Below are 18,520 nucleotides of genomic sequence, written 5' to 3'. Positions count from 1 at the left end.
CTAGACCAGTTCCACTTCCACGACGCCCGGGATGGCGCGCATGGCCGAGGCGACCTGCGGGGAAATCCTGTAGCGCTCCGGCAGTGCGATCTCGACCTCGCCCTGCGCCTCGCCCTTGAGCAGCACGAAGCTCACCTGGCCCTCGCCCCTGACGCCGAGCTGGCTGGCCAGAGTGTTTAGCGGAGCGGCGTCGCGCACGAAAATGCGGAGCGATTTCTGCACCCGGCTCGCCTCGTCTTCCAGAGACTGCACCTTGTTGATGCGCAGATTGACGCCTTCAGGCCGGTCTTCGGCACCGACCTCGATCACCACCGATTTGCCGGGTTCCAGCAGGTCGCGGTATTGCGCCAGCGTCTCTGAAAACAGCACTGCCTCGTACTGGCCGCTGGTGTCCGAAAAGGTGATGACGCCCATCTTGTTGCCGGTGCGCGTCTTGCGCTCCTGCTTGGAGGTGACCGTGCCAGCTAGCCGTCCGGCAGTGGCGCCGCGCTTCACCGCCGCCGAAAAATCCCCCCAGTTCTGGACGCGCATCTTCTCAAGCGCCGCCTTGTATTCATCCAGCGGGTGCGCCGAGAGGTAGAAGCCGACGACCTGAAACTCGCGGTGCAGCCGGTCGGCGGCCAGCCATGGATCGACGGGAGGCAGGCGAATGGCTTCCGGTTTCGCCGCGGCGCCACCGGCGCCGAAAATGTCGATCTGGTCGCTGGTAGCGCTGGCCTGGGCGAAAGCCGCGGCATTCATGATGGCCTCGACACCGGCCATCATGGAGGCGCGGTCCCGGCCGAAACAATCCAGCGCGCCGGCCATGATCAAGCTTTCGAACACGCGCTTGCCGACGATGCGCGGATCGACCCGCTGGACGAAATCATCCAGGCTGGTGAACTGGCGTTCCTTGCGCCGCTCGACGATATGTTCGACGGCGGCATCGCCGATGCCCTTGATGGCGGCAAGGGCGTAGAAGATCTTGTTCTCGCCGACTTCGAAATCGCGGAAGCTGCTCCTCACCGACGGGGCGACGACCTCGATGCCAAGCCGCATGGCGTCCTGGCGGAAATCGGCGAGCTTGTCGGTGTTCGACATGTCCAGCGTCATCGAGGCAGCCAGGAATTCGACCGGATAATGCGCCTTGAGATAGGCTGTCTGGTAGGACACGACCGCATAGGCGGCGGCATGCGACTTGTTGAAGCCGTAATCGGCGAACTTGGCCAGCAGATCGAAAATGAAATCCGCCTGCGGTTTTCCGACGCCACGGTCGACCGCGCCGGTGACGAAGCGCTCGCGCTGCTTGTCCATTTCGGCGCGGATTTTCTTGCCCATGGCGCGGCGCAGCAGATCGGCTTCGCCGAGCGAATAGCCCGACAGCTCCTGCGCGATCTGCATGACCTGTTCCTGATAGACGATGACGCCTTGCGTCTCCTTCACCAGATGGTCGATCTTGGGATGGATCGAGGTCATCTCCTCTTCGCCGTGCTTGCGGGCGTTGTAGGTCGGGATGTTCTCCATCGGACCGGGGCGATAGAGCGCCACCAGCGCGATGATGTCCTCGATCCGGTCCGGCTTCATGCCGATCAGCGCCTTGCGCATGCCCGCACTTTCAACCTGGAACACGCCGACCACCTCGCCGCGCGACAGCATGGCGTAGGTCTCAGGGTCGTCGAGGGGAATATCGGCCAGGTCGATATCGATGCCACGCCGGCGGATGAGCTTCACCGCCGTTTCAAGCACCGTCAGCGTCTTGAGGCCGAGGAAATCGAACTTTACCAGGCCGGCGTCCTCGACCTTTTTCATGTTGAACTGCGTCACCGGCATGTCCGAACGCGGATCGCGGTACATAGGCACCAGTTCGGACAGCGGCCGGTCGCCAATGACGATGCCGGCGGCGTGGGTCGAGGCGTGCCGGTAGAGCCCTTCCAGCTTCTGCGCAATGTCGAGCAACGTCTGGACGATGGGCTCCTTCTCGGCCTCCTCGGCGAAGCGTGGCTCGGCGGCGATGGCATCCGCCAGCTTGACCGGGTTGGCCGGGTTCTGCGGCACCATCTTGCACAGGCGATCCACCTGGCCGTACGGCATCTGCAGGACACGCCCGACATCGCGCAGTACCGCCCGCGCCTGCAGCGTTCCAAACGTGATGATCTGGCCGACCTGGTCGCGGCCATATTTGGCCTGTACGTAGCGGATGACCTCTTCGCGCCGGTCCTGGCAGAAATCGATGTCGAAATCCGGCATCGAGACGCGGTCAGGATTGAGGAAGCGCTCGAACAGCAGCGAGAAACGCAGCGGGTCGATGTCGGTGATGGTGGTGGCGTAGGCGACGAGCGATCCGGCGCCGGAACCGCGGCCGGGACCGACGGGAATGCCTTGCGCCTTCGCCCATTTGATGAAGTCGGCAACGATGAGGAAGTAGCCCGGATACTTCATCCGCTCGATGATGCCGAGTTCGTAGTCCAGCCTCTTTTGATAGTCTTCGACCGTATGTCCCGGCGTCGGGCCATGCGCCGCCAGCCGCGCCTCCAGGCCTTCGCGCGCCTGCCGCGCCAGTTCCTCCGCTTCCGCCTTCACGCCCGTTTCGGCATCGGCGATATCGCCGCCCGTGAAGCGCGGCAGGATCGGATTGCGATTCTTCGGATAGTAGGAACAGCGTAAGGCGATCTCGACGGTGTTGTCGATCGCTTCCGGCAAATCGGCGAACAGCCTGGCCATTTCGGCCTGGCTTTTCAGGTGATTGTCTGGCGAAAGCCGCCGCCTGTTGTCCGAAGCGACGACCGCGCCTTCGGCGATGGCGATCAGGGCGTCATGGGCCTCATAGTCGTCGCGCGCCGGAAAGAACGCCTCGTTGGTCGCGACCAGCGGCAGTTCGTGGCGGTAGGCAAGGTCGATGGCCCCCTGCTCGACGCGGCGGTCGTAGCCCGAGACGCGCTCCAGTTCGACATAGAGGCGGTCGCCGAACATCGCCTTGAGGATCAACAGCCGCGTTTCGGCGAGATCGCGATGGTCCTGCTTGAGCGCCGTGCCGATCGGTCCCCGCGGGCCGCCGGTCAGGCAGATGAGGCCATCGGTATTTTTTTCCAGCATCCCGGTGCTGAGATGGATGGCCTCGCCCGGCGGCGTGTCGAGATAGACGCGGCTCACCAGCCTGACGAGATTGGCATAACCCGCCTCGGTCGCAGCGAGAATGACCACCGGATGCATGTCCGCGCCCTGACGGCGGCGGTCGCGCTGGCCCTCGTTCGATTCGCCCGAGAACACCAGGTCGACCTGGCAGCCGATGATCGGCTGAATGCCGTCCTTGACCGCCTTTTGCGCGAATTCCAACGCGCCGAAAAGGTTGTTGGTGTCGGTGACGGCGATTGCGGGGGTTTCATCCTTGATGGCGTGGCCGACGATCTTTCCCAGTGGCAACGCGCCTTCCAGCAGCGAATAGGCGGAGTGGACGCGCAGATGCACGAAGGCGCGGTCGGGCCGTTCGGGACGCGCCGCGCGCATCGCCGCCTCACGCATCAGCGGGTCGCGTGGAAGTCTGTCATCCGCCATCGGGTATCGTGCTGCTCAAGGGACTCAATTCGATGATGACGCATTGTCCCGGACCACGCCTGGCAAGTCCAGCGCGGTTGCGATCACATCGCCCCATTCAGGCGAATTCCATGATGACGGCATCGACGGCAAGGCTGTCACCGGGCTTGGCGTTGAGCTTCGACACCGTCAGGTCGCGTTCGGCGCGCAGCACGTTCTCCATCTTCATCGCCTCGACGACGGCAAGCGTTTCGCCGGCCTTGACCTCCTGCCCTTCCGTGACGGCGATCGACATGACGAGGCCGGGCATCGGGCAAAGCAGCATCCTGGAGGTGTCCGGCGGCAGCTTGACGGGCATCAGCCGGTCGAGCTCAGCGATGCGCGGCGACATGGTGCGCGCCATCGCCGACAGGCCTTTCCAAGCGAGCCGGACCCCGTTAGGGGCCGGTCTGACCTGCACCGAAACCGGCGTTCCGCCGACCACGCCGACCCAGATCGGATCGCCCGGCCGCCAATCGGACACGACGGTGACGGGCTTCGCGCCGCCGATCGCCAGATCTGCTTCGAACGGCACGCCGATCATGCCTTCGGTCATCGTCACATCGATATAGTCGTCGCCCAGCCGCACCACCCATTCGGCCTTGATTGCGCCTGAATGCGGCGCCAGCCGACCGGACAGGCGGTCGAGCCGGTCGCGGCGCAGAAGCTCGATCGCCACCGCCACGGCAGCCAGAACTGTCTTCTCCTCTTCCGCCGGCTCCCGCGGCGCGAATCCATCCGGATATTCCTCGGCGATGAAGCCGGTGGAAAGCCGTCCTTCCCGCCATCGCGGATGTTGCATCAGCGCGGCGAGGAACGGGATGTTGTGCTCAATGCCCTCGACGACGAAATTGTCCAGCGCCTCCGACATGGCATCTATCGCCTCCGGGCGCGTCGGCGCCCAGGTGCAGAGCTTGGCAATCATCGGATCGTAATAGGTCGAGATTTCCGATCCCTCGGTCACACCGGTATCGTTACGGACCGTCACGTTTCCGAATGTGCCCTCCTCCGGCGGCCGATAACGGGTCAGCCGGCCGATGGACGGCAGGAAATTGCGGTACGGGTCCTCGGCGTAGAGGCGGCTCTCCACCGCCCAGCCTTTCAGTTTTACGTCGGATTGCTTGATCTCAAGCTTCTCGCCGGCGGCGATCCGGATCATCTGTTCGACCAGATCGACGCCGGTGATCAGTTCGGTCACCGGATGCTCGACCTGCAATCGGGTATTCATTTCAAGGAAGTAGAAGTTTTTCGCCTTGTCGACGATGAACTCCACGGTGCCGGCGCTCTGGTAATCGACGGCTTTCGCCAGCGCCACCGCCTGCTCGCCCATCGCCGCCCGCGTCTTCTCATCCAGGAAAGGCGACGGAGCCTCCTCGACGACCTTCTGGTTGCGCCGCTGGATCGAGCATTCGCGCTCGCCGAGATAGATGGCGTTGCCGTGGGCATCGCCCAGCACCTGGATCTCGATGTGGCGCGGCTCGACGACGAATTTCTCGATGAAGACGCGGTCGTCGCCGAAGGAGCTTTTCGCTTCCGATCGGGCGCGGTCGAAGCCGTCCCGCACCTCGGCGTCAGACCACGCAATGCGCATACCCTTTCCGCCGCCGCCGGCGGAGGCCTTGATCATCACCGGATAGCCGATCTCGCCGGCAATCTTTTCGGCATGGTCGGCGTCCTCTATGACCCCGAGATAGCCCGGCACGGTGCTCACTTGTGCGGCGTTGGCGAACTTCTTCGATTCGATCTTGTCGCCCATCGCCTCGATGGCCTTCGGCTTGGGGCCTATGAAGACGATGCCCTGCTCTTCCAGCGCGGCGCAGAAAGAGGCGCGCTCGGACAGGAAGCCGTAACCGGGATGGACGGCTTCGGCGCCGGTCTGCCTGCAGGCCTCGATGATCTTTTCCGCCACGAGATAGCTTTGCGCCGCCGGCGACGGGCCGATATGCACTGCCTCGTCCGCCATTTCGACATGAACCGCGTCACGGTCCGCGTCGGAATACACGGCCACCGTCGCGATGCCCATGCGTTTTGCGGTCTTGATGACGCGGCAAGCAATTTCACCGCGATTGGCGATCAGGATTTTCTTGAACATCGAGACGTCGTTCCTCCGGCCTGCATACCTTTCTATGGAGTTAGACGGTCCTGCTCAAGCGTCATGCTGGCGTCGAACACCTCACACATTCAGCCGATCTCTGGAACCTGGAAAAGACACTGTGGCTTCAGCTTGTCGATGAAGCTAATGTTTGATCGCTATGCTTTAAACGCCGTTCAGAAGGGAACGACACATGGTTTGGGCCAAAAGGTTCTCGCTGAACATTATAGCTCTCGCTCTAGCGGCCGGCATAGGTGCCGTCGCAACCACTCAGGTTATCCATGTGTACGAAATTCAGACGGGCGCAATTCCAATCGCGCCGTTTATCCGAGGGTTCTTCGTCTCGATCCTTGTAGCAGCGGCGGCGCCTCGCACGGGATTTGGCCAAGGTTCCTGGTCTTCACTGCAATCTATCTGGTCGATTTGTTGCTATCGATCCTCGCTACCGTCGCCACCGTCTGGTTGGTTAATTCCTATTTCAACGGTGATGCGGAGGCAGCAAAGCCGTGGATTTACAGTGGTGCCGTCATTCCGTTCGTTACCGGCATTGCAGTTTTCTGTCTTCTTCGCCGGTATCGCAGAGGCGATCTACGGAACGATTGGAATGATCGTGAAATTCTCGACGTTTGAGTTTGATTTATGAGCAGGAGAAGCATCTGCAATGAAAACCCGTGCCGCCGTCGCCGTTGGAGCCGGAAAACCACTCGAAATCATGGAGGTCGATCTCGAAGGACCGCGTGAAGGAGAGGTGCTGGTCGAGATCAAGGCGACCGGCATCTGCCACACCGACGAATTCACCCTGTCCGGCGCCGATCCGGAGGGCATCTTCCCGGCTATTCTCGGCCATGAGGGCGCAGGCATCGTGGTCGATGTCGGCAAGGGCGTGACTTCACTCAGGAAGGGCGATCACGTCATCCCGCTCTATACGCCGGAGTGCCGCCAGTGCCCGTCCTGCCTGTCGCGCAAGACCAATCTGTGCACCGCCATCCGCGCCACGCAGGGCCAGGGCGTCATGCCGGACGGATCGAGCCGCTTCTCGATCGGCAAGGACAAGATTTTCCACTACATGGGCTGCTCGACCTTCTCGAACTTCACCGTGCTGCCGGAGATCGCGCTGGCCAAGGTCAATCCAGACGCGCCGTTCGACAAGATCTGCTACATCGGCTGCGGTGTCACCACCGGCATCGGCGCGGTCATCAACACCGCCAAGGTCGAGATCGGCGCGACGGCGGTGGTGTTCGGCCTCGGCGGCATCGGCCTCAACGTCATCCAGGGCCTGCGGCTGGCCGGCGCGGACATGATCATCGGCGTCGATCTGAACAACGACAGACGAGAATGGGGCGAGCGCTTCGGCATGACGCATTTCGTCAATCCGAAGGAGGTCGAGGGCGACATCGTGCCCTATCTCGTCAATTTGACCAAGCGCGGCGCCGACCAGATCGGCGGTGCCGATTATACGTTCGACTGCACCGGAAACGTGAAAGTGATGCGACAAGCCCTTGAATCGTCTCATCGCGGCTGGGGCAAATCCATTGTCATCGGTGTTGCCGGAGCCGGGCAGGAAATCACCACAAGGCCGTTCCAGCTGGTCACCGGCCGCACATGGATGGGAACGGCTTTCGGCGGCGCGCGCGGCCGCACCGACGTGCCCAAGATCGTCGACTGGTACATGGAAGGAAAGATCGAGATCGATCCGATGATCACCCATACGCTGAAGCTGGAAGAGATCAATCGCGGGTTCGACCTCATGCACGAAGGCAAGTCGATCCGAAGCGTTGTGGTCTACTAAAATTGCCAAGTGGGGCACTCAAGCCGCTGCTTGACTTGACGAAAGCGCCATCGACTGAAATGGAAAGAGAACTTCCTGGCAAAAAAGCGATTTGATGCACGTCATTACCACTCAGGACGAGCTTGAAACAGCCGTCACCGCACTCGAAAAGTCGAAATTCGTCACCGTTGACACAGAGTTTATCCGCGAAACGACATTCTGGCCGGTGCTGTGTCTCATCCAGTTGGCCGCGCCCGGTGTCACCGCGCTGATAGACCCGCTGGCGCCCGGGATCGACCTCAAGCCGTTCTTCAAGCTGATGGCCAACGAGGCCGTCACCAAGGTTTTCCACGCCGCTCGCCAGGACATCGAAATCGTCGTCCATCTCGGCGACCTCGTCCCGCATCCGGTGTTCGACACTCAGGTGGCGGCGATGGTGTGCGGCTTCGGCGACAGCGTCTCCTACGATCAATTGGTGCAGAAGGTCACCGGCGAGCGGCTCGACAAGTCGTCACGTTTCACCGACTGGCGACATCGGCCCCTGTCCGACAAGCAGCTCGACTATGCGCTTGCCGACGTCACCCACCTGATCGACGTCTACCAGTATCTCAGCGCCGAGCTGGAGCGCGAAGATCGCGCGCATTGGCTCAACGAGGAAATGGAGGTCCTGACTTCCCGGGCGACCTACGATCCACATCCCGAAGACGCCTGGAAACGCCTGAAGATGCGGCTGCGCAAACCGCAGGAACTGGCGGTGGTGCAGGCTGTCGCCGCATGGCGCGAGCGCGAGGCGCGCGAACGCGATGTGCCGCGCGGCCGGGTGCTCAAGGACGACGCCATCTATGAGATCGCCCAGCAGGCGCCGCGCGACGTGACGGCGCTCGGCCGGCTGCGGACGACACCAAAGGGCTGGGAGCGGTCGGCGACGGCCAGCGCCCTGCTCGGCATCATCAATTCCGCCCTCGATCTGCCGAAAGAGGAGATGCCGAAGCTTCCGAAAAACTTCCAGCCACCGGAAGGCACCAGCGCCGCGGCGGAGTTGCTGAAGGTGCTGCTGCGCATCGTGGCCGAACAGGAAGGCGTCGCCACGAAAGTCCTCGCCTCCAGCGACGACATCGACCGAATCGCGGGTGAAGGCGACGCTGCCGAAGTCCCTGCCCTGCAAGGCTGGCGCCGTACCGTGTTTGGTGAGAAGGCGCTTCGTCTGGTGCGCGGCGAAATCGGCATCAAGTTCGAAAAGCGCAAGATCGCAGTGTTCGACATCGAGGCCTGACGGCGGCGCGGTCGGTCTTCAGACGATGCCCAGGATATGCAGCGCAAGCCATATCCAACCCAGGCCGAGGACAAGGAAGCCAAGGGCAAAAGACCCGCTGCGCAGCCGCAGATCGTTGCTGGTCAGATGAACCCAGGCGTGGAAATAGCGGATCGCTACGAAAATCCACGTCAGCGCCAGCGTGATGTATGACACGCCATCGGTGACATAGAGCGCCAGGCACAGCGCATAAAGCAGCACTGGCAGTTCGAACTGGTTCATGACGTTGGCGGCGGCGGTCGCGCTGATTTCCGGTTCCTGCGAACGAACCTTGAACTGACCGACCTTGGTCGCGCCGGTCATTACCGTTCTGCGCCTTCGGACACCCAGCACCAGATAGACCATGTAGACGAGCAGCACATGCGCCAGCATGGGCCATAATATTGCGGTCGGGCTCATCCAAGCTCCTAGGATGCGGCGAATTTATTGCCTCTTCCGGCCTGCAAGCAGGAAAGCGGCGATCACGATCACGGGAATGACACCGAAAACGAACTTGCAGACGATCAGCGTGGAGGCGAAAGCCAGAGAATCCGGGTTCGCAGAGAGGAAATCCGACAGGAGACGCACGACGGCAATGTTCTGCGCATAGTCACACAGCGTGTAGGGCAGAACCAGGACAAGTGCAAAAACCGCCTGCATTCGCTCGGGGACTGCAGCGAAGCGCGGCAATGCGTTTCCGCTCACCAGCAGCAGGCTCATCAGCGCCAGCGAGAAGAGCGCGGGGAACACGAGATCGAAGGTGAGATAGTGCCATACGATGATGATTTCGCTGCCGCGCCGGCCAAGGGCGGTCAGCCAAACCATCGCTTCATCCGGCGTAAAGCCGAAAAACCGCAGGTCGAGCGACGGCAAGCCACCGCTAAGCTGCTGGAAATACAGGAATTCAAGGCCCGTCATGGCCAGGAACAGGCAAGCCGTCGCAATACAGAGGGCGGCTGCGTGCCGCTGCAAACCCAGGACAAACTCGACCATGGCGCCGGTTTCGGCGGCCAGCCGGTCAGATTGCTCCCGGGTAATTGGGGCTTTCGCGGGTGATCGTGACGTCATGGGCGTGGCTTTCACGAAGTCCGGCATTGGATATGCGTACAAAAGTGGCACGTTCGCGGAAATCGGCAAGGTCGCGGCCACCAACATAACCCATAGCGGCTTTCAGGCCGCCCGCAAGCTGGTGCAATACGCCGGCCACAGGTCCCTTGTAAGGCACCTGCCCCTCGATGCCTTCCGGAACAAGTTTCAGCGTGTCGCGAACCTCGGCCTGGAAATAGCGATCGGCGGACCCACGCGCCATGGCGCCCACCGAGCCCATGCCGCGATAGGCTTTGAACGACCGGCCCTGATGCAGATACACCTCGCCCGGGCTCTCATCCGTGCCGGCAAGCAGCGAACCGATCATCGCGGCGGTCGATCCGGCCGCAAGCGCTTTCGCCAGATCGCCGGAATATTTGATGCCGCCATCGGCGATGACGGAAACGCCCGATTTTTCGGCGGTCTCCACAGCCGCCATGATGGCCGACAATTGCGGGACGCCGACGCCTGCGACAATACGTGTGGTACAAATGGAGCCCGGTCCGATGCCGACCTTGACCGCGTCGGCGCCGGCATCGATCAACGCCCTGGTCGCCTCGGCGGTGGCGATATTGCCAGCCATGATGCGGACGGAGTTGGACATCTTCTTCACACGGGTGACAGCGTCGAGGACGCGTTGGGAATGACCGTGCGCGGTATCGATGACGAGAAGATCGACGCCGGCATCAATCAGCCGTTCGGCCCGCTCGAAGCCGTCATCGCCGACCGTGGTGGCAGCAGCCGCGCGCAGCCTGCCCTGGCTGTCTTTTGACGCGTGGGGATTGAGCTGCGACTTTTCGATGTCCTTGACCGTAATAAGGCCGACACAGTTGCCCTGGCTGTCGACGACCAGCAGTTTCTCGATGCGATGCCGATGCAAGAGGCGCTTGGCCTCGTCCTGGTCGACCGTTTCGTTGACGGTGATGAGGTTTTCGTGAGTCATCAACTCACGAACCTTCTGGTTTGGATTGGAGGCGAAGCGGACGTCACGGTTGGTCAGGATGCCGACGAGCTTGCCGGTCTTCTGGCCGCCATTGCCGCCGTTCTCCACCACCGGAATGCCGGAAATGCTGTACGATTTCATCAGCCCGAGGGCGTCGGCCAATGTCGCTTCGGGACCGATGGTCACTGGGTTGACCACCATGCCGGATTCGAACTTCTTGACCTGGCGCACCTGTTCGGCCTGCTCGACCGGGGTGAAATTGCGGTGGATGACGCCGATGCCGCCCGCCTGCGCCATGGCGATGGCAAGCCGGGCCTCGGTGACCGTATCCATGGCGGCCGAAAGGATCGGCACGTTGAGGTCGATGTCCCTGGCAATGCGGGTGCTTATGTTGGTTTCGCCAGGCATCACTTCGGAATGCCCGGGCTGAAGCAGAACGTCGTCGAAGGTGAGCGCCATGGCGCCGGTCGACATTTCAATGATCTTGGACATGGGCCACCCCCGGAAATGCAGGAAAGGCGCTGGAACCATACGGGCAGCGCCGACTCGTCTCTTCCTCTGCAGGATTGGCGGTGGCTGGTAACACGTCCCGCCCAGGATGAAAAGTGAAGACAGCGCAGCTTTTTTCAATGCCCGCATATTCCGACCAGCGTCTACGGGCTGAACGGATCAAAGTCGTTTCGATCCGCGTTGTTCCACCATCCGAAACCGGCATGAAATCGCGCGACATCAGGCGCAAGGCATGATACCCGGCGCCAATCCCACAGCCTCCAAAGCTGCTGAATCTGACTGGATCTATCGTGAATCGCATCGTTCCGCTCATCCTCGCGGTCGCCCTCTTCATGGAGAATATGGACTCGACGATCATCGCGACGTCGCTGCCGGCGATTGCGATCGACATCCAGACCAGTCCAATCGCCCTGAAACTGGCGCTGACGGCTTATCTCGTTTCACTAGCAATCTTCATCCCGATCAGCGGCTGGATGGCCGACCGGTTCGGCGCCAAGACGATCTTCCGGCTGGCGATTGGCGTGTTTATCGTCGGTTCTGTCGCTTGCGCATTCGCCAATTCACTCGGCGCGTTCGTGATTTCACGATTCATGCAAGGGGTCGGCGGCGCGATGATGACGCCTGTCGGACGGCTGGTTCTGGTGCGCTCCACGCCAAAGAGCGATCTGGTCACCGCGATGTCCTGGCTAACGATACCGGCGCTGGTTGGTCCTCTTGTCGGACCTCCCATCGGAGGTTTCATCACCACCTATTTCAGCTGGCACTGGATCTTCCTGATCAATGTGCCCATCGGCATTCTCGGCATATTGCTTGCCAGCCGGTATCTGCCCGAAATGCCGCCAACAGAAACGCCGCCGCTCGACTACCCTGGCTTCATCCTGAGCGGACTGGCCGCATCGGGTGTCGTTTTCGGCCTTTCCATCGTCAGTCTTCCGGCGCTTCCGCCCATCGTCGGCGGCCTCACCGTGGCGATCGGAATTGCTGCCGGGCTGATCTATCTGCTCCACGCCCGCCGCGCCCGGAACCCGTTACTGGCGCTCGACCTGTTCAAAGACCAGATGTTCCGCGCATCCGTGCTCGGAGGCGGCCTCTTCCGCATTGGCATCGGCGCGGTGCCGTTCCTGCTGCCGCTGATGTTCCAATTGGCATTCGGCCTGACCCCGTTCCAGTCAGGCATGATAACCTTCGTCAGCGCTCTTGGCGCAATCGGCATGAAGGTCGTCGCCACCTGGCTTTTCCGGGCCGTCGGGTTCCGGCGCGTGCTGATCGGCGGATCGTTGATTTCGGCGGTCACAGTGGCTGTCAACGGCCTTTTCACCCCGGTAACGCCTTACATTCTGATGATCGCCGCCATTTTCCTGGGCGGATTCATCCGGTCGATGTTCTTCACCGGCATCAATGCGCTGGCCTATGCGGATATTTCTTCCGAAGACGTCAGCAAGGCGACGCCCATCGCAGCCGTGGCCCAGCAGCTTTGCATCGCTCTGGGAGTTGCCTTTGCGGGCGGCATCCTCGAATTGCAAACCGCCTGGCATGGCGGCCCGCTGGTGCTGGGCGATTTTCACATCGCCTTCTTTGTTGTCGCTCTGGTTTCGGCGGCGGCAATGTTCTGGTTCGTGCGCCTTCCACCGGATGCCGGCGCATCTGTTTCCGGACACAAGGGCATCGGCGCCAAGACGGTCGACAGCATTTCCTCGGCCGGCTAATCCGCCGGCGGCTCGCGTCCCTTGAAGTCCTTGGCAAGCAGGTAAAGCTCGACCGATTCATCGCGCGACGCCGGCGGCTTGACGTGATGCACAGAACGGAAATTGCGTTTCAACGCGTCCAGAAGGCTGCCTTCCGTGCCGCCCTGGAACGTCTTGGCGAGGAAATGCCCGCCCGGCCTCAGCACCGACATGGCGAAATCGGCGGCCACCTCGCACAGATGCATGGTCCGTATATGGTCGGTCCGTCGATGGCCGGTGGTGGGTGCGGCCATATCAGACAGGACGATGTCGGGATCGCCACCGAGCGCTTCGGCAAGCTTGGCCGGGGCATCATCGTCCAGAAAATCCATCAGCAGAACGACAGCGCCAGGCACAGGATCCATCTCAAGATAGTCGATGCCGACAACATGCGGATTTTCCGCGGAGGATTTGGTCCGCGCCGCGGCGACCTGGCACCAGCCGCCTGGCGCCGCGCCAAGATCGATCACCTTCAGGCCCGGCTTGAGCAAATGGTGCCTGTCATCGATCTCGATCAGCTTGTAGGCGGCGCGCGACCGGTAGCCGTCGGCCTTCGAGCGCTGGACATACGGGTCGTTCAAATGGCGTTCCAGCCAGCGGCGCGACGATTCCTTCAGGCCTCGCTTTTTCTTGACCTTGGTCCGCAGCACGCGGATGCCGGCAGTCCCCGGCTTCGTCGGCTTCTGCGTCATTGCCGGTCTCCACGCCACATGCCTTCGTCGGCCATCAGTTCGCTCAATATGCCCTCGCGCAATCCCCGGTCGGCAACGCGCAGCCGCTCCGACGGCCACACACCGCGAATGGCCTGCAGAATGGCGCAGCCAGCGAGGACGAGATCGGCGCGATCAGCCCCGATGCAGGGGTTGGCGACGCGCTGCTCGAAGTCCCAGCCGATCAATTTCTCGATCATCAGATCGACGCTGCCATTGTCCATCCACAAACCGTCGACCCGCCGCCGGTCGTAGCGCTCGAGATCGAGATGAACGCCCGCCAGCGTCGTGACGGTGCCGGAGGTGCCGAGCAGGTGGAAATCGTGGCCGGCGACAAGATGATCCAGCCGGTCGCGGCCTTCGAAATCGGCCAGGCGCGCGGCGACATCGTCGACCATCGCCTGAAAAGTCTGGCGCGAGACGGTGCGGCCGCCATAGCGCTCCGCCAGCGAAACGACGCCGACCGGCAAGGACGTCCAGGAAACGATGTGATTGGCAAGCCGCGGCGAGCGGCGTCCGCTGACATCGATCAGGGCGATTTCGGACGAGCCGCCACCAATGTCAAACAAGACCACGCCCCTGGTGCTGCGGTCCACCAGCGAACCGCAACCGGAAACCGCCAGGCGCGCCTCGGTCTGGCGGTCGATGATCTCGAGCTTCAGGCCGGCTTCGCGCTCGACCCGTTCAAGGAACTCCTGGCCATTGACGGCCGAACGGCAGGCTTCTGTGGCAATGAGGCGGGCGCGGCGGATCTTGCGGTTGCGCAGCTTGTCGCCGCAAATCTTCAGCGCTTCGACTGCCCTGTCCATGGCCGCATCGCTGAGCCGGCCGCTGGCGGAAAGCCCCTCACCCAGCCGCACGATACGCGAAAACGCATCGATGACCCGGAACTGGCCGTGACGCTGCGGGATCGCAACCAGCAGTCGGCAATTGTTGGTGCCGAGATCGAGGGCGGCGAACACCGGCAGTTCCCGGTGGAGCGGACGCAACGATGGCTGCATTGCGGACGGGGTAGCCGAACCGGTTTGCGCAGCGGCCTCGGCGTCCGCTTTGATTGAGACGGCAGGCTTTACGCTCGCGTTGCCGTTGCCCGAAATCTCTCGGCCCTGAATTTCAGGTTTCTGCCCGATACCGTCCCGAGCGAAAACCTTGCGGCCCCGTTTGCGCTTACGCCGTTTCCGGCCCTTGCCTTGCGGGGCATTCGGATTTGGCTGCTGCGGACCGCCGTCCCCCGGCCCGGCGCTTGCCGGCCACGCCGCCTCGACGCCGGGCGATTGCCGGCTGGCTGCTGGGACCTCGACGCTGCCTGACGCCGCGAGCCCCCGGGACAAGGCCGCTCCCGGCGCATCGGCGCCAGCTTCGCGGTCTTCCACTGTCGTTTCCTTCCAGCACCGCGCGAGCCGGCGGACCGGACGCAGCATGCGCATTGGTTTCAAGTTGCCGCCAGATTAGCAGCGCCGCGCCCGATCACCAAGCGTAAAGGCGGGATATTTGGAGTTGATGCCATCGCGGAAGCCGATCGCCGAAATTCCGGGTCGGACGGGTGCAAGGGGGCGCGCCGGCGAGGTTCGAGAGGACCACTACCGATAGCCGGTCCCTTTGCCGCGACGGGCGCGCGGGCACAAAGTTTCGCGGCTGACGACGACGTTTGTTTCCGGTTTCACCAGCCGGTCCCGCCTACGCAGGCTGAATTTGAGGACCCTGGATGCGGTCGGAATTGAAACGCGCCAAAGGCTTGACTATTTCCAGCGTGCGGCTACAAGGCAGCGCAGAAACGGGAGCGGCAAACCGAGCCGCCAAGGTCGCTTACGCGCAGCCCATTTCAGACCAAGCCACCGATCCGGTGCTTTTGGGGAATAGGTTAACGGTAGACCCACGGACTCTGACTCCGTTAGTCCTGGTTCGAATCCAGGTTCCCCAGCCATCTTGTTCTTCAGAAAAAGCAGTCGCTTGCCAGGTGTTCCTTATAAGCATGTGATTTCTCACCATTGCTGCCAAGGTCATGCAAGGGCCGTCCATATGATGGATGACAAGGAAATCGGTCGCGAATAGTGTATCTGGAAAACTCCTGGGATCCAGCACGTGCCGCACGACTTCCAAGCCGATATTGATGCCATCGGACGCATCGCTGCGATCCCGATCATTCTCGACGTTATCTGCCAAACCACAGGCATGCGGTTTGCAGCCGTCGCCCGCGTCACCGAAAGCAGATGGGTGACATGCGATAGTCTCGACAACATCGATTTCGGGTTGAAGCCGGGAGACGAGTTGAAGGTCGAGACAACCATCTGTGACCAAATCAGGCAAAGCCTGGAGCCAGTCATCATCGATCAGGTTACCGAGGACGAGGCATATCGCGCTCATCCGACGCCGGCAATGTACGGCTTTCAAAGCTATATTTCGATGCCGATCATACGAAGAAACGGAGAGTTCTTCGGCACTCTTTGTGCGATTGATCCGGCCCCGGCTCAACTAAGGAATTCCAAGATCACCGGCATGTTCAAGCTGTTCGCCGAGCTGATCGCCGCTCATCTGGACGCCGACGCGGATTTATCAAGAGCTCAGTCGGATCTGAAGAAGGAACGCGAGATGTCGGAACTGCGCGAGCAGTTCATAGCCGTGCTGGGTCATGACCTTCGCAACCCGGTTGCCTCGGTCGAGAGCGGCACCAACATGCTTTTGCGCTCTTCCCTGGACGACAAGCATCTGAGCATCGTCAAGCTGATGCAGGGCAGCCTGATGCGAATGCGCGGGCTGATCGACAACGTGCTGGACTTCGCGCGCGCGCGTCTCGGCGACGGCCTGGATTTGGAGATCGATGCCGAGCAGCCGTTGGAGCCGGTACTCGAGCAGGTCATCGCGGAACTCCGGACCGTGAATGTCGAGCTCGAAATCATTGCAGATCTCAAGCTGACAAAGTTGGTTGCCGTCGATCACGAGCGCATCGGTCAGATGTTCTCCAATTTGCTCGGCAACGCCATTATCCATGGTGCGAAACAAAAACCGGTGCGGGTTGGGGCGTCCACAGACGACGGCCAGTTCGAACTGTGGGTGGAGAACGAAGGCAAGCCTATTCCCGAGGAAATATTGAAAAACCTGTTCCAGCCGTTCTTTCGCGGCAAGGTGAGACCGAGCCAGCAGGGATTGGGTCTCGGTCTCTACATTGCGCATGAGATAGCGCGCGTCCACGGCGGCAGCCTGGAGGCAACCTCAAATGACAGTGCGACGCGGTTCACGTTTCGCATGCCGCTAGGCTAGATTGAAAAAAACCCGCCGGGTGAGCGGCGGGCTTTCTGACGGACGCTAGCGCAAGCCGGCTCCCGGCCTATTCGCCTTTACCGCAAATCCTCCGGCAGCACCGCTACCGGCATGTCCTGGAACGCCACCGGGCGCAGGAAGCGGCGGATCGCCATGGTGCCGACCGAGGTGGCGCCGAAATTGGTCGAGGCCGGGTAAGGCCCGCCATGGACCATGGCGTCACTGACTTCTACGCCGGTCGGGAAACCGTTGGCGAGGATACGGCCGGCCTTGCGCTCGAGGATCGGCAGCAGCTTGCGGGCTTCGCCATAATCGGCCTCGTCGATCTGCAGGGTGCAGGTCAGCTGGCCGTGCAGGCCCTTGGCGATCTCTTCCATCTGCCCGACATTTTTCGCCTTCACCAGCACGCCGAGCGGGCCGAACACTTCCTCGGCCAGTTCCTCGTGAGCGAGGAAAGTGTCGCCGTCCGTCTCGAACAGGTAGGGCGACGCGGCGCGGGTGTTGGTGCCCGTGCCTACGAGTTCCGCCACCTTGCCGGTGTTCTGCATGCGGCTGACGCCGGCGCGGTAGGCGTCGGCGATGCCGTCGGTCAGCATGGTCTGCGCCAAGACCTGCCCAAGCGCCTCGATGGCGCTCGAGCGGAACGCCTCCACGTTCGGCCCGTCGACGACCACAGCGACACCGGGATTGGTGCAGAACTGCCCTGCCCCCATGGTGAGCGAACCGGCCCAGCCCTTGGCTATGGCCTCGCCGCGCGCCTTCACCGCAGCCGGCATGACGAACATCGGGTTGACCGAGCCAAGCTCGCCAAAGAAGGGGATCGGCTCCGGTCGCGCCGCGCACAGGTCGAACAGCGCGCGGCCGCCGCGCAGCGAGCCGGTGAAACCGACCGCCTTGATCAGCGGATGCTTGACCAGCGCCTCCCCGACATCGCGGTTGCCGCCCTGCACCAGCGAGAAGACGCCGGGATGGAGCTTGTGCTTGCGGATCGCCGCATCGATCGCCTGCGCCACCAGTTCCCCGGTGCCGGGATGCGCGGAATGGCCCTTGACCACGACGGGGCAGCCGGCGGCCAGCGCCGAAGCGGTGTCCCCGCCGGCGGTCGAGAAGGCGAGCGGGAAGTTCGAGGCGCCGAACACGGCGACCGGGCCGATGGGCCGCTGGATCAGGCGGATGTCGGGGCGCGGCAGCGGCTGCCGGTCGGGCAGCGCCACATCATGGCGCCGGTCGAGATAGGCGCCGTCCTCGATGTGGGAGGCGAACAGTTTCAGCTGGCCGGTGGTGCGGCCGCGCTCGCCGGTCAGGCGCGCAGCCGGCAGGCCGGTTTCCTGCGTGCCGATCGCGGTGATCTCATCGCCGAGCTTGTCGATCTCCTCGGCAATGGAGCGCAGGAAGGCGGCACGCTCGGCGCGCGACAGGGCCGCGTAGCTCCAGTAGGCCTCCTCGGCGGCCCGGGCAGCGCGGTCGACATGCGCCGGGGTGCCAACGGCGAAATCATGCGCCTCGCCGCTGGAAGGCTCGGATTTGAACGTGTGTTCGTCGCCCACCCATTCGCCAGCGATGAGATGTTTGCCTGTCAGCATTCTGGT

The 18,520-nt window shown here is 62.4% G+C and carries 13 protein-coding genes and 1 tRNA gene; 6 read left to right on the top strand and 8 right to left on the bottom strand.

From position 1 onward, the window contains the following. Positions 1-3,498, bottom strand: coding sequence for a DNA polymerase III subunit alpha (gene dnaE, locus ASD44_RS04870; protein ID WP_244478814.1), 3,498 nt, complete (start codon positions 3,496-3,498; stop codon positions 1-3). A gap of 130 nt (positions 3,499-3,628) precedes the next feature. Beyond that, positions 3,629-5,641 (bottom strand): acetyl/propionyl/methylcrotonyl-CoA carboxylase subunit alpha, encoded by a 2,013-nt coding sequence (locus ASD44_RS04865; RefSeq protein ID WP_056109424.1) that lies wholly within the window; start codon positions 5,639-5,641, stop codon positions 3,629-3,631. Between the two features lie 193 nt (positions 5,642-5,834). Here ASD44_RS04865 and ASD44_RS18305 point away from each other — a divergent pair, with 193 nt between their 5' ends. The 3 genes from ASD44_RS18305 to rnd all read left to right on the top strand — a co-directional run bounded on the left by ASD44_RS18305 (position 5,835) and on the right by rnd (position 8,682). Then, positions 5,835-6,284: a hypothetical protein gene (locus ASD44_RS18305; protein WP_156459774.1), complete on the top strand. Its 450-nt coding sequence runs from the start codon at positions 5,835-5,837 to the stop codon at positions 6,282-6,284. Between the two features lie 18 nt (positions 6,285-6,302). Continuing rightward, a complete protein-coding gene (locus ASD44_RS04860) occupies positions 6,303-7,430 on the top strand; it encodes an S-(hydroxymethyl)glutathione dehydrogenase/class III alcohol dehydrogenase (RefSeq protein ID WP_056109421.1) in 1,128 nt (375 codons plus the stop codon). Positions 7,431-7,524: 94 nt separating this feature from the next. Beyond that, on the top strand, positions 7,525-8,682 hold the full coding sequence (gene rnd / locus ASD44_RS04855; RefSeq protein ID WP_056109419.1) for a ribonuclease D: 1,158 nt from the start codon (positions 7,525-7,527) through the stop codon (positions 8,680-8,682). A gap of 18 nt (positions 8,683-8,700) precedes the next feature. Here the strand turns inward: rnd and ASD44_RS04850 are convergent, their stop codons facing one another. Genes ASD44_RS04850 through guaB form a run of 3 tightly spaced genes read right to left on the bottom strand, consistent with a single transcriptional unit; the run spans position 8,701 to position 11,221 of the window. Next, positions 8,701-9,120 (bottom strand): MAPEG family protein, encoded by a 420-nt coding sequence (locus ASD44_RS04850; RefSeq protein WP_056109417.1) that lies wholly within the window; start codon positions 9,118-9,120, stop codon positions 8,701-8,703. Positions 9,121-9,144: 24 nt separating this feature from the next. Continuing rightward, complete coding sequence (locus tag ASD44_RS04845) at positions 9,145-9,693, bottom strand: hypothetical protein (protein WP_056109415.1); 549 nt, start codon at positions 9,691-9,693, stop codon at positions 9,145-9,147. Positions 9,694-9,718: 25 nt separating this feature from the next. Continuing rightward, positions 9,719-11,221: an IMP dehydrogenase gene (guaB, locus tag ASD44_RS04840; RefSeq protein WP_056109413.1), complete on the bottom strand. Its 1,503-nt coding sequence runs from the start codon at positions 11,219-11,221 to the stop codon at positions 9,719-9,721. Positions 11,222-11,529: 308 nt separating this feature from the next. On the opposite strand from guaB, the gene ASD44_RS04835 reads away from it, so the two are divergent. Further along, positions 11,530-12,945: an MFS transporter gene (locus ASD44_RS04835; protein WP_056109410.1), complete on the top strand. Its 1,416-nt coding sequence runs from the start codon at positions 11,530-11,532 to the stop codon at positions 12,943-12,945. Here ASD44_RS04835 and ASD44_RS04830 read toward each other — a convergent pair. After that, positions 12,942-13,655, bottom strand: a complete 714-nt coding sequence (locus tag ASD44_RS04830) for an RlmE family RNA methyltransferase (protein ID WP_056109408.1) — start codon at positions 13,653-13,655, stop codon at positions 12,942-12,944. The two genes, ASD44_RS04835 and ASD44_RS04830, sit on opposite strands and share 4 nt — an antisense overlap. Next, positions 13,652-15,046, bottom strand: coding sequence for a Ppx/GppA phosphatase family protein (locus ASD44_RS04825; protein ID WP_082542546.1), 1,395 nt, complete (start codon positions 15,044-15,046; stop codon positions 13,652-13,654). The genes ASD44_RS04830 and ASD44_RS04825 overlap by 4 nt, the downstream gene beginning before the upstream one ends. A 477-nt stretch (positions 15,047-15,523) precedes the next feature. Between ASD44_RS04825 and ASD44_RS04820 the strand changes: the two genes are divergently transcribed. Both ASD44_RS04820 and ASD44_RS04815 read left to right on the top strand, forming a co-directional pair. Next, positions 15,524-15,597 (top strand) — tRNA-Gln (locus ASD44_RS04820). Between the two features lie 158 nt (positions 15,598-15,755). Beyond that, entirely contained in the window at positions 15,756-16,931 is a 1,176-nt protein-coding gene (locus ASD44_RS04815; RefSeq protein ID WP_156459772.1) for a GAF domain-containing sensor histidine kinase, read from the top strand. 77 nt (positions 16,932-17,008) lie between these two features. Here ASD44_RS04815 and ASD44_RS04810 read toward each other — a convergent pair whose 3' ends face one another. Next, the gene (locus ASD44_RS04810) at positions 17,009-18,514 is read right to left on the bottom strand and encodes an aldehyde dehydrogenase (NADP(+)) (RefSeq protein WP_056109405.1); all 1,506 of its coding nucleotides are present in this window, start codon (positions 18,512-18,514) and stop codon (positions 17,009-17,011) included. Positions 18,515-18,520: the final 6 nt, after the last annotated feature.

The sequence above is a fragment of the Mesorhizobium sp. Root554 genome (assembly GCF_001427025.1).
In the GTDB taxonomy this organism is placed as follows: domain Bacteria; phylum Pseudomonadota; class Alphaproteobacteria; order Rhizobiales; family Rhizobiaceae; genus Mesorhizobium.
Note: the sequence above shows the minus strand (reverse complement) of the source record. Positions and strands in the feature narration are given on the sequence as shown.

Excerpts from the sequence above, each read along its gene's own strand:
- dnaE (WP_244478814.1), bottom strand. The coding sequence starts at position 3,498 with ATGCGTGAGGCGGCGATGCGCGCGGCGCGTCCCGAACGGCCCGACCGC.
- ASD44_RS04865 (WP_056109424.1), bottom strand. The coding sequence starts at position 5,641 with ATGTTCAAGAAAATCCTGATCGCCAATCGCGGTGAAATTGCTTGCCGC.
- ASD44_RS18305 (WP_156459774.1), top strand. The coding sequence starts at position 5,835 with ATGGTTTGGGCCAAAAGGTTCTCGCTGAACATTATAGCTCTCGCTCTA.
- ASD44_RS04860 (WP_056109421.1), top strand. The coding sequence starts at position 6,303 with ATGAAAACCCGTGCCGCCGTCGCCGTTGGAGCCGGAAAACCACTCGAA.
- rnd (WP_056109419.1), top strand. The coding sequence starts at position 7,525 with ATGCACGTCATTACCACTCAGGACGAGCTTGAAACAGCCGTCACCGCA.
- ASD44_RS04850 (WP_056109417.1), bottom strand. The coding sequence starts at position 9,120 with ATGAGCCCGACCGCAATATTATGGCCCATGCTGGCGCATGTGCTGCTC.
- ASD44_RS04845 (WP_056109415.1), bottom strand. The coding sequence starts at position 9,693 with ATGGTCGAGTTTGTCCTGGGTTTGCAGCGGCACGCAGCCGCCCTCTGT.
- guaB (WP_056109413.1), bottom strand. The coding sequence starts at position 11,221 with ATGTCCAAGATCATTGAAATGTCGACCGGCGCCATGGCGCTCACCTTC.
- ASD44_RS04830 (WP_056109408.1), bottom strand. The coding sequence starts at position 13,655 with ATGACGCAGAAGCCGACGAAGCCGGGGACTGCCGGCATCCGCGTGCTG.
- ASD44_RS04810 (WP_056109405.1), bottom strand. The coding sequence starts at position 18,514 with ATGCTGACAGGCAAACATCTCATCGCTGGCGAATGGGTGGGCGACGAA.